Annotated in this window: 12 protein-coding genes; 8 read left to right on the top strand and 4 right to left on the bottom strand. The window is 63.5% G+C overall.

What is annotated here, in order from left to right; genetic code table 11:
* The first annotated feature begins 7 nt into the window (after window positions 1-7).
* Genes AC1KAR_RS00245 through AC1KAR_RS00235 form a run of 3 tightly spaced genes read left to right on the top strand, consistent with a single transcriptional unit; the run spans window position 8 to window position 2996 of the window.
* Window positions 8-979, top strand: a complete 972-nt coding sequence (locus tag AC1KAR_RS00245) for a cation diffusion facilitator family transporter (RefSeq protein ID WP_480313584.1) — start codon at window positions 8-10, stop codon at window positions 977-979.
* Window positions 976-1662 (top strand): heavy metal response regulator transcription factor, encoded by a 687-nt coding sequence (locus AC1KAR_RS00240; protein ID WP_480313582.1) that lies wholly within the window; start codon window positions 976-978, stop codon window positions 1660-1662. Before AC1KAR_RS00245 ends, AC1KAR_RS00240 begins: the two co-directional genes overlap by 4 nt.
* Window positions 1659-2996, top strand: coding sequence for a heavy metal sensor histidine kinase (locus AC1KAR_RS00235; protein ID WP_480313580.1), 1338 nt, complete (start codon window positions 1659-1661; stop codon window positions 2994-2996). The genes AC1KAR_RS00240 and AC1KAR_RS00235 overlap by 4 nt, the downstream gene beginning before the upstream one ends.
* A gap of 31 nt (window positions 2997-3027) precedes the next feature.
* On the opposite strand, the gene AC1KAR_RS00230 is transcribed toward AC1KAR_RS00235, so the two are convergent.
* Entirely contained in the window at window positions 3028-5262 is a 2235-nt protein-coding gene (locus tag AC1KAR_RS00230) for a heavy metal translocating P-type ATPase (RefSeq protein ID WP_480313578.1), read from the bottom strand.
* 308 nt (window positions 5263-5570) lie between these two features.
* Between AC1KAR_RS00230 and AC1KAR_RS00225 the strand changes: the two genes are divergently transcribed.
* Complete coding sequence (locus AC1KAR_RS00225) at window positions 5571-5903, top strand: CzcE family metal-binding protein (RefSeq protein ID WP_480313576.1); 333 nt, start codon at window positions 5571-5573, stop codon at window positions 5901-5903.
* Window positions 5904-5938: 35 nt separating this feature from the next.
* Here AC1KAR_RS00225 and cadR read toward each other — a convergent pair whose 3' ends face one another.
* Window positions 5939-6385: a Cd(II)/Pb(II)-responsive transcriptional regulator gene (gene cadR / locus AC1KAR_RS00220; protein WP_480313574.1), complete on the bottom strand. Its 447-nt coding sequence runs from the start codon at window positions 6383-6385 to the stop codon at window positions 5939-5941.
* A gap of 297 nt (window positions 6386-6682) precedes the next feature.
* Here cadR and AC1KAR_RS00215 point away from each other — a divergent pair, with 297 nt between their 5' ends.
* Together AC1KAR_RS00215 and AC1KAR_RS00210 are read left to right on the top strand one after the other, a co-directional pair.
* On the top strand, window positions 6683-7657 hold the full coding sequence (locus AC1KAR_RS00215; protein WP_480313572.1) for a PIN domain-containing protein: 975 nt from the start codon (window positions 6683-6685) through the stop codon (window positions 7655-7657).
* Between the two features lie 2 nt (window positions 7658-7659).
* Entirely contained in the window at window positions 7660-10077 is a 2418-nt protein-coding gene (locus AC1KAR_RS00210; protein ID WP_480313570.1) for a hypothetical protein, read from the top strand.
* 36 nt (window positions 10078-10113) lie between these two features.
* Here the strand turns inward: AC1KAR_RS00210 and AC1KAR_RS00205 are convergent, their stop codons facing one another.
* On the bottom strand, window positions 10114-10950 hold the full coding sequence (locus tag AC1KAR_RS00205; protein ID WP_480313568.1) for a competence protein CoiA: 837 nt from the start codon (window positions 10948-10950) through the stop codon (window positions 10114-10116).
* Between the two features lie 372 nt (window positions 10951-11322).
* Between AC1KAR_RS00205 and AC1KAR_RS00200 the strand changes: the two genes are divergently transcribed.
* Together AC1KAR_RS00200 and AC1KAR_RS00195 are read left to right on the top strand one after the other, a co-directional pair.
* Window positions 11323-11577 carry a hypothetical protein gene (locus AC1KAR_RS00200; protein WP_480313566.1) on the top strand — a complete coding sequence of 85 codons (255 nt, stop codon included), beginning with the start codon at window positions 11323-11325 and terminating at the stop codon, window positions 11575-11577.
* The gene (locus AC1KAR_RS00195) at window positions 11541-12503 is read left to right on the top strand and encodes a tyrosine-type recombinase/integrase (RefSeq protein WP_480313564.1); all 963 of its coding nucleotides are present in this window, start codon (window positions 11541-11543) and stop codon (window positions 12501-12503) included. Before AC1KAR_RS00200 ends, AC1KAR_RS00195 begins: the two co-directional genes overlap by 37 nt.
* A gap of 279 nt (window positions 12504-12782) precedes the next feature.
* On the opposite strand, the gene AC1KAR_RS00190 is transcribed toward AC1KAR_RS00195, so the two are convergent.
* Complete coding sequence (locus AC1KAR_RS00190) at window positions 12783-13664, bottom strand: SDR family oxidoreductase (RefSeq protein ID WP_480313562.1); 882 nt, start codon at window positions 13662-13664, stop codon at window positions 12783-12785.
* Window positions 13665-13706 lie beyond the last annotated feature (42 nt).

Here is a 13706-nt window from a genome sequence, read left to right as displayed (position 1 = left end):
AGGTGCCATGGGCGCAGCCCACGATCACGCAATCCCTTTGAACGACAACGAACGCGCCCTGTGGGCAGCGCTCGGCCTGACATCCCTCTTCCTGGTGGCCGAGGTGGTTGCCGGCATCGTGTTTCAGAGCCTGGCCTTGCTGGCCGATGCAGCCCACATGTTCACCGACACCGCCGCCTTGGCCATCGCGGTGGCTGCCGTGCGCGTGGCCCGCAGGCCGGCAGACGCCCAGCGCACCTATGGCTACCACCGCTTCGAAATCCTGGCGGCCGCCTTCAACGCCGTGTTGCTGTTCGCCGTGGCGGTGTACATCCTGTACGAGGCCTATCAGCGGTTGAGTTCGCCACAGGAAGTGCAATCGATGGGCATGCTCGTCGTGGCCGGCATCGGCCTGGGCGTGAACCTGCTCAGCATGCGGCTTCTGCGCGGCGGCAAGGACAGCAGCCTGAACGTGAAAGGCGCCTACCTGGAGGTCTGGGCGGACATGCTCGGCTCGATTGGTGTCATCGCTGCCGCCCTCATCATCCGAGTCAGTGGCTGGGTGTGGATCGATACGGTGGTGGCCGTTGGCATCGGTTTGTGGGTTTTGCCGCGTACCTGGATCCTGCTGCGCGACAGCCTGAACATCCTGCTGGAAGGTGCGCCCGAAGGCGTGGAGGTGGCGGACGTCCAGCGCCAGATCCTGGCCGTTCCAGGGGTGACCAGCGTTCACGACCTGCACGTCTGGGTGCTGACCAGCGGGAAGAACGCCTTGACGGCGCACGTCGTTCACACGCCCGAAGCGGGCGGCAGCGAACTGATCAAGCGCATTCAAGAGGCCCTGGCAGACCGCTTCAAGGTGTTCCACACCACGCTGCAACTGGAGCTCTCGCCTTGCGAACACTCCGAGGACGGCTGCAACTTTGTGGATCGACGTTCTCCGTCGGTCGCCGACACGGGGATCGCCGGGCACGCAGCCCGTGATCAGGCTCGCACGTGAAGCTATTGGTGGTGGAAGATGAGCGCAGACTCGCAGAGTACCTGCGCAAAGGGCTGTCCGAGGAAGGTTTCGTCGTCGACGTCGTCCACAACGGTGTCGACGGGCTGCACCAGGCCATGGAAGGCGACTATGACTTGCTGGTGCTGGACGGCATGTTGCCGGGCATCGACGGGCTAGGACTGCTGGTCGCACTGCGCCAAAGCAAGCAGACCCCGGTGCTGATGCTGACCGCGCGCATCGGGGTCGAGGAGCGCGTCAAAGGCCTCGAAGCTGGCGCCGATGACTACCTCATCAAGCCGTTCGCGTTCTCGGAACTGCTGGCCCGCATCCGCAGTCTGCTGCGCCGCGTCGGTCCGCTCACCGAGCCGGAGACCGCGAGCGTGCTGCGCTTGGGCGATCTCGAAGTGGATCTGCTGAAACACCGGGCGGTGCGAGCCGGAAAGCGCCTAGAACTCACGGCCAAGGAGTTCAAGCTCTTGGCCTTGCTGCTGAGGCGGCATGGCAACGTGCTGTCCCGCACGATCATCGCCGAACAGGTCTGGGACATGCACTTCGACAGCGACACCAATGTGATCGACGTGGCGATACGCCGCTTGCGCAACAAGCTCGACGCGCCGTTCGAGCTCCCGCTGCTGCACACCGTGCGTGGCCTGGGCTACGTCCTGGAAGAGCGCCACCCATGACGGGCGTGCGATCGGCCTCCTTGGGGCGCCGCTTGTCGTGGTGGCTGGCCCTGCAGAGCCTGGCAGTGCTGACCGTACTCTGCGCGGGCGTCTACCTGGCGTCGCACTGGTACATCGAGCGCCGGCAGCAGGATGCACTGGCGCAAAAGCAGGAGCAGGTGCGCCATCTGTTGACCGAGGCCACGCTGGACGGCGACATCGTGGCGCTGAGGCACAAGCTCGATGACTTCCTCATCGGGCACCTCAACCTCGGCTTGACCCTGACCACGGCGGATGGCTCGATCTTCTACCGCAGCATCACGGCCGCCCATGGCGACTATGACGAACGAGCGCAGTTCGATACCCCACGGCCAGGTGCTGGCGGCGAAAGCTTGGCCGCCACCCTGACGCTCGACACCCGGGATGACCAGGCCTTGCTGCGCCGTCTGGCCATGACGCTGGCGGGTGTGGCGCTGGCGGGAGCGCTGATGATCTCTGCAGGCGGCTTTGTGCTGGTGCGCCTCGGTCTGCGGCCAGTCCACCAGCTGGTGGATCAGACCCGCCGGCTCTCGGCGGAGCGCTTGCACCAACGCCTCGATGGCTCGGCTCAACCGGAGGAGCTGCAACCCCTCATCGCACAGTTCAACGACTTGCTGGGGCGCTTGTCGATGGCATACGACCAGCTGGAGGGTTTCAACGCCGACGTGGCACACGAACTGTGCACGCCGATGGCCAACCTGATCAGCAGCACCGAGATTGCCCTGCGCCGGGCACGCACTCCCGAGGAATTGCGCGAGGTGCTGGGTTCACACCTCGACGACTTGCACCGCGTGTCGGGCATCGTCAACGACATGCTGTTCCTGTCGCGTGCCGACCGAGGCGCCACCGCGCGACGCCAAGCCACCCCGAGCCTGGCCGGTGTGGTCGCGGAAGTGCTGGAGTTCCACGACGCGGCCCTGGAAGAAGCTGGGCTGCGGGTCGAAATCCATGGGGATGCCAGCGGCGCATTCGACGTGCCGCTGCTGCGGCGCGCACTTTCCAACCTGCTGGACAACGCCAGGCGCTACGGGGAGCGTGGCAGTGCCATCCAGGTGCTGATTGCCCAGCCGCAGGTCAATGAGGTCAGCGTGATGGTGGCCGACCGAGGCGTGACCATCGCGCCCGAGCACTTGCCTCGCCTGTTCGACCGCTTCTACCGCAGCGAGCCGTCCCGCCAAGACGCTCATCGGCATCACGGCTTGGGCTTGTCCATCGTCTCTGCCATCGCGCGGATGCACGGCGGCCGTCCTGTCGCCGAATCGAACAACGGCTATACCGCGATCGGATTCATCCTGGCGAACTCGTCACCGAGCTAGAGCGAGTCAGTGATCCGAGGGGCCAGCCAACTCATTGGCCAGGCTGGCGTGTGCGCAGCAGCCGCAGCCCATTGCCGACCACCAGCAGGCTCGCGCCCATGTCGGCGAACACGGCCATCCACATGGTGGCGCTTCCGAACACAGCGAGCACGAGGAACACCGCCTTGATGCCCAGCGCCAGGGTGATGTTCTGCCACAGCACCGCATGGGTGGATCGGGACAGCCGCACGGTCTCGGCGATACGCCGCAGGTCGTCGTTCATCACGACCACATCGGCCGCCTCCATCGCCGTGTCCGTACCGGCAGCGCCCATGGCGACGCCGATGTCGGCCTGCGCCAGCGCCGGCGCATCGTTGATGCCGTCGCCGGTCATGGCAGTCGGACCGTGCGCGCTCTGCAGGGCCTTGATGGCCTCGAGCTTTTCCTCGGGCAGCAGATTGCCACGTGCCTCGTCGATACCGGCTTCGTGGGCAATGGCGCTTGCGGTGGCCTGGTTATCGCCGGTCAGCATGACGGAGGTGATGCCCAAGGCCTTGAGCGAGGCCACGGCGTCGCGCGAGGTGGGCTTGATGGTGTCCGCCACGGCGAACAGCCCCAGCACGCCATCGGGCGAGGCCAACAAGGTGACAGTTCGCCCGGCGTCTTCGTGCTCCTTGAGCTTCGCCTCGAGCGCCGGCGAGCACTGGTTGCGCTCTTCGATCAACCGATGGTTGCCCAGCACGTAGGTGGTGCCCTCGATCTCGGCCTGGCTACCGCGCCCTGCGAGCGCCTTGAAGTCCTTCACCTGCAGTGAACTGCCGGACAAACCCTGCGCGATCGCGCGTGACACCGGGTGATCGGACTGTTCGGCCAAGGCCATCGCCAACCCCTCGACCCGTGAGCGGTCGGTGTCGCTGGTCAGGGCCTCCCAGGTGACGAGCTTGGGCTTGCCTTCCGTGATGGTTCCGGTCTTGTCCAGAGCGATGGCCTTGAGCTTTCGAGCGCCTTCTAGGTAGATACCGCCTTTGATCAGGACGCCGCGGCGGGCTGCAGCGGCCAGGCCGCTCACGATGGTCACCGGGGTGGAGATGACGAGCGCGCACGGGCAGGCGATCACCAGCATCACGAGTGCCTTGTAGAGCGCTTCCAACCAGGTCCAGTCGAACACGAGCGGGCCTAGCACGGCCACAGCCAGCCCGATCACGAACACGGCCGGGGTGTAGATGGCGGCAAAGCGGTCCACAAAGCCTTGCGTGGGCGCGCGCGTGCCTTGGGCCTCTTCTACGGCGTGGATGATCCGCGCCAGGGTGGAGTTGGAGGCCAGCGCCGTGACCTCGAACTCGAAGGTACCGGTTTCGTTGATCGTTCCCGCGAAAACCGGGTCTCCCACGCCCTTGTCGACTGGGATACTTTCACCGGTGACCGGCGCCTGGTTGATGCTGGAGCTGCCGCTGGTGACGCGTCCGTCCATCGGCACACGTTCGCCGGGGCGCACGCGCACCACGGCCTGCAGGGCCACATCGGCCACCGGGGTGGCGGCCCACGAGCCGTCCGCCTGACGCAGAGAAGCCTCCTCTGGCGCCATCTCGAGCAGCCCCTTGATGGCGTTGCGGGCACGGTCCACGGCACGAGCTTCGATGGCTTCGGCAATCGCGTACAGCGCCATCACCATGGCCGCCTCCGGCCATTGGCCGATCGCAAAAGCACCCGTCACGGCCACGGTCATCAAGGCATTGATGTTGAGGCGGCCGTGCCGTAGGGCCGTCAGACCCTTCTTGTAGACGTCGATGCCAGCGAGCCAGATGGCCACGGCGGCGACCGCCAGCCCGGCGCCTTTCCAGGCCTGGGTGTCGGGTGCGAAGAACCCCAGCACCTCGGCGCCAATGGCCAGCAGCAGCGCTAGGCCGAGCTTCCACTGTCCGGACTCCATACCGTGCTCGTGATCGTGTCCGTGATCGTGCCCATCGGCGGCGCTGTGGTTCGACTGGGCGAGCGCCGCCGGCTGGGGATCGAAGCCCGCCTTGCGGATGGCCTTCAACGCTTGCTCGAGTGCGTCCGGCGCGGCATCGATGCCCAGGGTGCGTTCGCGCAATTGGAAGTTGAGGCCCTTGATGCCCGGGATGTCGGACACCGCACGGCGGATCTCGGATTCCTCCGCCGCGCAGTCCATGGTGGCGATGCGAAACCGGTCCACGCCGCCCGCGGAGGGCTTGGAGGTGACCGCTTCAGCTGGTGTCGCGCAGCTCTCACCGGCCGAGCAGCAGGTCTCGGAAGTCGCCTTGGACATGGGCGCGAGATTGTGTTCGTGGGGGCGCATATCGAATCCTTCTTCTTGTGGAGCACTTCGATTGCAAACCCTGTAGTCGGTACAGAGTCAAGCGATACGGCATTGACCTGGGATCCAGCGTGCGTATCGCAGCAGAAGGCCGTTCTGCGCATTGTCTGGCGCACTGGCGCAAGGCGACCCAGATGACGCAATTGTCATGTGCTCGTCCTGTTGCTGTTGGCGGCTGATTCCTAGAGTCCCGTCCGTCGTCTTCGATGGCGTCACCGCGCCGGCCTTTGCAGCGCGGTCATCAACAGAAGGAGTTATTCATGCGCTCGATCCGTACTTTCCTGGCCACCATCGCACTGGGCAGCATCGCCTTGTCGGCAAACGCCGCCGACACGTTTGCCAATGGCCAGTCGTTCTATGGCACCCCCGCGACCCAGGCCAGTGCCAGCCGGGTTGTGGATCTCGCGACGGCCAAGCACCTGAACGTCGCCTATGGCGAGACGGTGACCTTCCGCAACGAGGGCAAGGAGTTTTCGTGGACGTTCAACGGGCTCGACCGGCGAGGCGTGTCGCTGGCGAAGATCGCGCCTGCGGGCTTCATCAACAAGCCGTTCGACGTCTACGTGGCGCAGAACCCGCTCCACCGCCGCTGACCGTCCTGACGTGCATGGCGCCGGCGACTGAGGAATCAGTGCGCGCCGTGCACGTGCCGGCGTTTGCCGGACAGGGCTCGGCCAGGCCCGGTGGGATCTGACAGCTCGAGCAGGATGCCGCAGTTCTCCGTTGTGTTCGCTTCGGTGCACTGCTGGCGCAGCGTCTTGAGCTGCTTCTGCAGGGACCGCAGCTCACGAATGCGCTGAGCCACGTGCTCGATGTGCCCATCCAGCACTGCATCGACACCGCTGCAGTTCTCCTGCGGGGAGTCTTTGAAATTCAGGAGCATGCGGATCTCATCGAGCGCCATGTCCAGCGACCGGCAATGTCGAATAAAGGCCAGACGGTCGGCATGCACGCCGTCGTAGATCCGGTAGTTGCTGCTGCTGCGCGCCGCGCTGGGCATCAGGTTCTCTCGCTCGTAGAAGCGGATGGTCTCGACGGGTGTGCCCGTCAGCTGAGCCAGTTCGCCGATTTTCATGTCGCTAGACCATTGGTGAGCACGCTGATTCCACTGATCCCATCGTACTCGGGTCGCGAACGGGCGCTTCACGCAAGGCCGTGCGTGGAGCGGATCTCCGACGCCGCGACATGCGTGCGCTGCGAGCAATCGTCGCCCAAAATGCGCCTTCAGGCGAAAGCCCTGAACAGCGCATCCTGCTTATGGCGTCCTCGATGTCGAAGAAGCTCCGGTCCCGCGCACGCCCCAGCGGCGCCCTTATCATCGGCCGGCCCCGCGACCCAATAGCATGTCTGACCACAGGCGCAAGCCACGCACATGGACATCTTTCACGTCATCATCGACACCAGTGTGCTCGTCCATGCTCAGTTCAAGACAGAGCGATTCAATTTGCTGTTGCGCCGCGTGCAGCAAGGCACCATCAAACTCTACGTGCCCGAGGTCGTGCTCGAGGAGTGGCGCACGCAGTTGCTCTTTGACTACAACACCTATGCTGAGGGGGCGCGGTCCGCGCTGGACAAGATGCGCCGCCGACCGCTCAACATGCTCCTGGAGGGCTTGCCACTGCCTGAGGCAGTGGATCTGCCATCACGCGAAGCTGTGGATGGCAACTCGCGTTCCGTGTTCCGCAAGTACCTGGACGACAACCGTGTCGAGGTTCTGCCTTTCTCCTCCGACCATGCATCTCGGGCGATGCAGCGCTACATGCATGGAATGCCCCCCTTCAAACGGGCCAAGGAGCGAGAGCCAGAGCGCAAACACATCCCCGACGCATGGATCCTGGAGGCTGCCCTGGACATCAAGGCCCGGCCGGGCCGACACTGTATGCTGGTCAAGGACGAGCGCTTCTCATGGGCGCTGCAGGAACTCGGGTTCGAGATATTCAAAGAGATCGACGCGCTTGATGGTGTCATTGAGACCGCGACTGCTGTCGTGCCGATCAACCCCGGCAAGGCAGCCGAAGTCGTCGAACCGGTGAACGGGGCTGCTGTCGCTGAAGCCGCGCTGACCTTGTCACCCCTGGAGAGGCTGCGCAGCGAGGCATTCAAAGACATGGATGTCATCGTGCTCGGAATGAACGAGGCCCTCAAGAATCCTGACAAGGACAGTCTCTTCGCGACGTTGGAAAGTCTTGGCGTCAATCGGTCCAAGGCAGAACTCATGGCCAAAACGCTGGAGATGTCCAGCGCGCTCTCCGACATCGGCAATCGCCTGATCCCCACGGATCCCACACTGGCCAGGCGCATGGCGGCTGAACCGGTTGTACGCGACTTGTTGCTGAGGATGATCTGAAAATGGATCTCGAACTGCGGTTGGCCGCGCTATCGAGTCTCATCCCGGTCAAGACCGAGGAAGTTGAGCGCAAGTTGTTGGGGGAGCTCGATCGCGTCGAAGGCGCACTCCAACACGATACGGACTACGAGGAGCTCGCGGGCGCCCTCAAGATCCTGAAGGAACTGGCGCCTCGATTCAGCTTCCGAGTGCTGCCAATGCTCACGGACTTCGTTCGCTCGGTGCCGGAGCGAACATTGACGTGGGATGGCGAGCCGATTCCGCAGGCTCGCCGCAAGTACCGCTCGGCGAGCCAGTTGATCCGCGACGCCATCGACGTGCCTCTGTCGATCCGATATGTGCACATGACGGCGCTGCTGGACTTCCTCCTCGAGTTGTGGGACTCGGACGACAAGGACGTTCGAAGCAAGGCTGATCGCACACTCGAATCAATTGCCGCTTTCGACCTGAATCACTTCTTCGGCCAGAACGGCGTGGGTGCCCGGCCTCAAAGTGAGATCGTGGCGTACTTCGCCCAGATGAAGGACGAGCCGCTCCTCAAGCGAGCCATGGTTGTGCTGAAGATGCTGCGCAACGTACTGTCACCTTCGATAGAGGGACACACCTGGACGTACAACGCAGTGAACATCAGCCGCGGAGGAACTCCGGCCCAGGGAGGCGTGGTGGAGATGCGTGTGGCCGCGATCGCGCTCCTCAGGCGCATGTATCTGCTTGGGCACGACGTCGACTACCGCAAACGCGTGCTGGAAACACTCGGAGCGGCGTCGCGTCGGGAGCGTCCGAGCGGTGATGCAGACACCTCAGCGATGTTTGACCGAGACGTATTGGATGTGCTGAACTTCCTGCGAGATCAAGTTCCCGATGCGGATCTACAACTGGTTCAGGCGATCGAACACGATGCGTACTGGAACTACTATCACGCTGGTTCCATGCAGGTAGAGGAAGCTGCGCTAGAGGTGCGCGACGCCATTAACACGCGGTCCGACTACTCGATCTACAAGGATCTCATCGGCTTTGAAGGTATCCATGGGGTCTGGGAGGATCTCAAGCGCTCGGGGACGGCCTGGGAGTACAACGACGACAAGCGACGCAAGGCCGCAGAGCGCTATGTCGCTGAGATCAACGAAGAGACCTCCGCCACCTGGCGCGACCGCATTCTGGAGTTCTCCAAGACGCGATCCGATGACATGGCGATGTTCCCGGTCTACTACGAGTTCCTCCAGTCGGTTGCCCGCAAACATCCTAGGCTGACGCTGGACCTGTTGGCACACGTAGATCGGATGCGCCCCTTCCTGATCGCGCTGCTAAGAGGCTTGTGGTCCAGTGATCAGCCGGATGTCGCTGAGGCTGTCATGAAGCAGTGGATCGACGACCGGGACAAGCTGTCGATTCTTGCCAAGTCCCTGAATGTTGAGGATCACCCCCGACTCGACCTCTTGGCAGATGTCATGGACGTGGCAAATCAGGTCGATGATGAGCAAGGTGCTAACGCGATTACCGAGGCGATGGGGGTGGCTGCCCATCTGCACGGACTGGGCCATGTTGACGCAAAGGCTGTCTTCCTGAAAGGCATGCGGCTGCTGGCGAACCGAACAGATGCGCGCTGGGCGAATGCAATCTGGTTCAACCGAGAGTTCCGCGCGCTCATTGAAGGGATGAATGCGGCCGAGCGATCAGAGGTCCTCGCCAGCATGGTGTCGCTCAGAAAGGTCGGCTACCAAGCCGAGGTCGTGCTCGCGGCCATCGGGCAGCGGGAGCCCGAGGCGGTGCTTGACTTCCTGATGAACCGGGTGCGCGAGGAGCAGTCGGGCGAAAGGCACCGAGACGAAGTGGTCGACACTGACGACAGTTTCGAGGCAATCCCGTACCACCTGCACGCGCTGGACAACTTGCTGTCCCCCATGCCAGCGGCGGTGCTGCGCGCGGTCCGAGCCGACTTCAAGCTTGAAGACTCGGACATGTTTCCGTATCAGGGCGGTGCCCGGCTCATCAAGGCCGTGTTCTCGACGTTCGAGCCGTCGCTGCAGCAGGAGCTACTCAACTTCATCAGGAGCGGCAAACCCGGCGACATTGAGTTCGTGGTGGCGATACTGCGAGCTTACGGCGGCTCGTTTCCAATCCTTGACGTCTGCGAGGAGATCGTCAAGGTAGTGCCAGAAAGGTCCGACACCTGGAGTGATCTGGCGGCCGCATTCGAGAGCACCGGCGTGGTGATGGGCGAGTACGGGTTAGCTGAGGCGTTTGAGGCCAAGCGCGAGGATATCGCTGCCTGGAAGGACGACGAGGATCCACGAGTGCGAGCCTTCGCCTTGTGGTTCACCGACTACTTGGACCGGCGCATTGCGAGCGAACGCCAGCGGGCAGACGAGAGCCTGAAGCTGCGCCAGTATAGGTACGGCGTTGGCAAGGATGAGGCTTAGCATGAGGCTGCTTGTCCGGGGAATAACTCTACCCTTCTAGAACCGTCTCCGCATTCGGGCCTGGCGTGCGCTGTACTGGCTGAATGCCAGGAGCGGGTGAACATGAGATCGAGACGGTGTCGTTTGCGGCGGTGCGGCCGGCATCACTCTCTGGCGGGGCGCTGCATCTTCGGCGGCAAAGGCGCGAAGCGCCTCGAAGAGGTCCGCGAATCGGTCCACTTCCGACGCTTCCCTTGGTCGAAGCATCTCAAGCACGCCCGCGCGCGAGAAGCGCCCGAGGTAAGAGCGTTGACGGCTGCTGCCCGGCACGAGGCACCACAGGAAATCCGCCTCTGATTCGACATCCTTGCCGAAGTCGAAGAAAACGGGGCCCGGACATCCTGCCCATTCGGTTAATAACGTGGACAGCACAGGGCTGGCTCGCAACATCCCGAGCTGCGGATGCACTTGAGTGGCTCGCATCAACGCATCGAAGAACTGAGCTCTGTCCTTCTTGCGCCTGGTGCCATCCACGACCCAGGCCAGCCTAGGATAGAAGGCGTTGCGGGCTGCACGCTCGCTCGGGTCGATGTGAGAGTGCTGGAACTCGAGCACGAGCCCCCGTTCGGTTCTGACGTCCGCGATGTGCTTCTCGCCGTTCGCTGCGTAGAAGACGATCTCCTGACACTCGATCGGGAAGTGCGCCTTCCAGGCACGGTGCCATTCGGTCTCGTTCTCCCACCAGGGATCACAGGTTCGCAGGCCGACATGGGCCCAATGCCATTCCCTGATCGTGCCGCACTTGGCGAGCACCGGCGTCCCGCACATGGGGCAAGTTCCGGTCAAACCACGCTGCGCCGCTTGGCGCTTTCCATCCACAACGGCGATTCTCATCTGCATCTCCGGTTGTATGGACTCCAGGCGCCGAACGGCTGAGGCAGTCCATCGTGTGAACGCGCAACTTCATCGCCGTCTCCATGCAGGCGTCGAAGTGCGTACGAAGATGGGGGCGCGGCTGACCTGCCGCTTGGCGTTTGATGGGCCCGACACCGGGGGCTCTTGTTGTTCGTTCCATCGGCATCCATTCAACTGCTACCGGTCCGGCCCGTCAATGTCACGAACCTCAGTGCTCCCCCGAAGGGAGGCCGCCCACGGCGGGATTGCGACACAAGGGCATGGCGTCCAACATCCACATCAGCACACCGCGCCACAACAAGCAGAACACACAACAAACACCACACCACACAACACAACAGGGAGATGCCGATGACCGAGATGTGGATTGCTGAAGCGATGGATCTGCTCCAAGAACAGATTCCGATGATGACGGACGAACATGCCCACGACCTGGCCGATGACCTCCATCGGACCTGCGGCGGCCAGCCGCCGCAGTTGGCAGTGCTGCGCTTCTTCAGCACCCTACCCACCTGGGCGCCGACGTTGCGGCCACCACGCTTGACCAACGCTGTTGAATCGCTGACGGCATGCTCCACAATGCCCGCGTGGAGCACGGCGACTTAGACGACTACCTTCAAGCAGCGGAGCGCGAGAGTACACAGCGCACCTACGCTGCCTGCATCCGCCACTACGAGTTGGAGTGGAAGGGACTGCTGCCGGCAACCAGCGAGGCGGTGGCGCGTTACACCGCCGCCTATGCGCCACACCACGCACTGAGCACACTCAGGCAGCGACTGGCAGCGCTTGCGCGCTGGCATGCCGATCACGGTTTCGCGGATCCGACCCGCTCGCCGCTTGTGCGTAAGGTGCTCAAGGGCGTACGTGCAACGCATGTGCAGGAGCAGCGAAAGGCCAAGCCTTTGGAGCTTGACCAGCTCGAGAAGGTCAACGCGCACCTGCTTCAACAGCAGATCGAGGCAATGCAGCGAAGCAACCCAGTGCGCGTGCTGCGGATTGCCCGAGACCGCTCACTGCTCCTGCTGGGCTTCTGGCGAGCATTCCGTTCCGATGAACTGACCCGGATGCGCATTGAGAACGTGGAGGTGACGCACGGCAAGGGCCTGACCTGCAAGCTGCATCGGAGCAAGGGCGATCGTGAGTTCGAGGGCCGGAGCTTTCATTGCCCGGCGCTTTCGCGGTTGTGCCCCGTCGAGGCTTACCGAGAATGGATCGCCCTCTCCGGGTTGAAGGCAGGTCCGGTGTACCCGGGAATTGATCGCTGGGGCCGTATCAGCGAGACGTCAATGCAGCCCACCAGTGTGATTCCCCTGCTGCGTGGGCTTCTTGAGGATGCCGGGGTCGCCAATGCACGGGGGTACTCAAGCCACTCGCTTCGGCGCGGCTTCGCAGGCTGGGCGAAGGCCAGTGGCTGGGATATCAAGGACCTGATGGAGTACGTCGGCTGGAAGGACGTTGAGTCGGCGCTGCGGTATCTCGACGGGCCGACGACGGCTCTTCAACAAAAGTTCGAGCAAAGCCTGAGCGCCTGAGCCGAGCGCTCGATCTCCATGTAGCGCTGGTCGCGCTGGCGAATCGTTGACTACGAGGGACGTTCCTGCTGAGCAGTACAGACCCAAAAAGTGCAGAATCGACAAACGGCGCCATCAGGCGAGTCCACACATTTGTGTCGCACCCAAGGCCAGTCAATGAATTCGTGTCGTATCCCTACGACAACAAGCTGCAGAACGGGGCGCGCGGACATCTATGAAGTTGCCTGTCCCGTCGGTCGGTGATTCATGTCGCCCTACTATCTATCCAGCGTCATCGCCTCACCCCTTGTCCCGAAACCCCGGATAAAGCGCCATGCCCCCATCGACGAAGAGCGTGGTCCCGACCACGTAGTCCGATTCATCAGACGCCAGCCACACGGCCGCCTTTGCTACATCGGCCGGCTCACCGATCCGCCCGTACGGAATGAGCCTCACGAGCTCGGCGGCGGCTTGCGGTGTGTGCCATGCCTGGGCATTGATGGGCGTTCGAATCGCTCCGGGCGCGATGCAGTTCACGCGGATGCGGTCTCGTGCCACCTCCTGCGCCAGGGTTTGCATCAGCATGAGAACGCCACCTTTCGATGCCGCGTAATTGGCGTGGCCCGCCCACGGGATCTGCTGGTGCACAGAACTCATGCAGATGATCTTGCCCAGCGCCGCCGAGGCGCCGTCCATTCCGCGCCGGCGGAACTCTCGCACCGCCGCGCGTGCGCAGAGAAACTGCCCGGTGAGGTTGACGTCGATCACGGTTCGCCATTGCGCGAGCGTCATCTGATCGAACGGCGCGTCCTGTTGCAGTCCGGCGTTGCACACCACGATGTGCAGCGTGCCGAACTCGGCCACGGCCTGGGCGAACATGGCATCGACCTCGGCTTCGTCGCGCACGTCGGCATGAATGGCCACACCCCTGCGGCCGTGTGCGGCGATCTCTTCCACCACGCCTACGGCTGCTTCGGCATCGCTGACGTAGTTGACGACCACGTTGGCACCCGCCTGCGCGAGCGCGATGGCCACGGCGCGCCCGATGCCTGAGTTCGCGCCGGTCACGAGCGCGTTCTGCCCGGCAAGAAGTACCGACGCCGGCGGCACGGCAGGCGGCTTGGCCTCGTGCGGAGAAGCCCCGGCAACAAGCTCGGGCAGTGAGGGGGAATCGTCGGGCATGGGGTACTTTCAGGGCCGGCGCGATGCACGCGCATCTCGCGG

This window comes from Piscinibacter sp. PDB1-1, assembly GCF_056675995.1.
The sequence above is the reverse complement of the archived record's forward strand: the minus strand, read 5'-3'. Positions and strand labels throughout refer to the sequence as shown.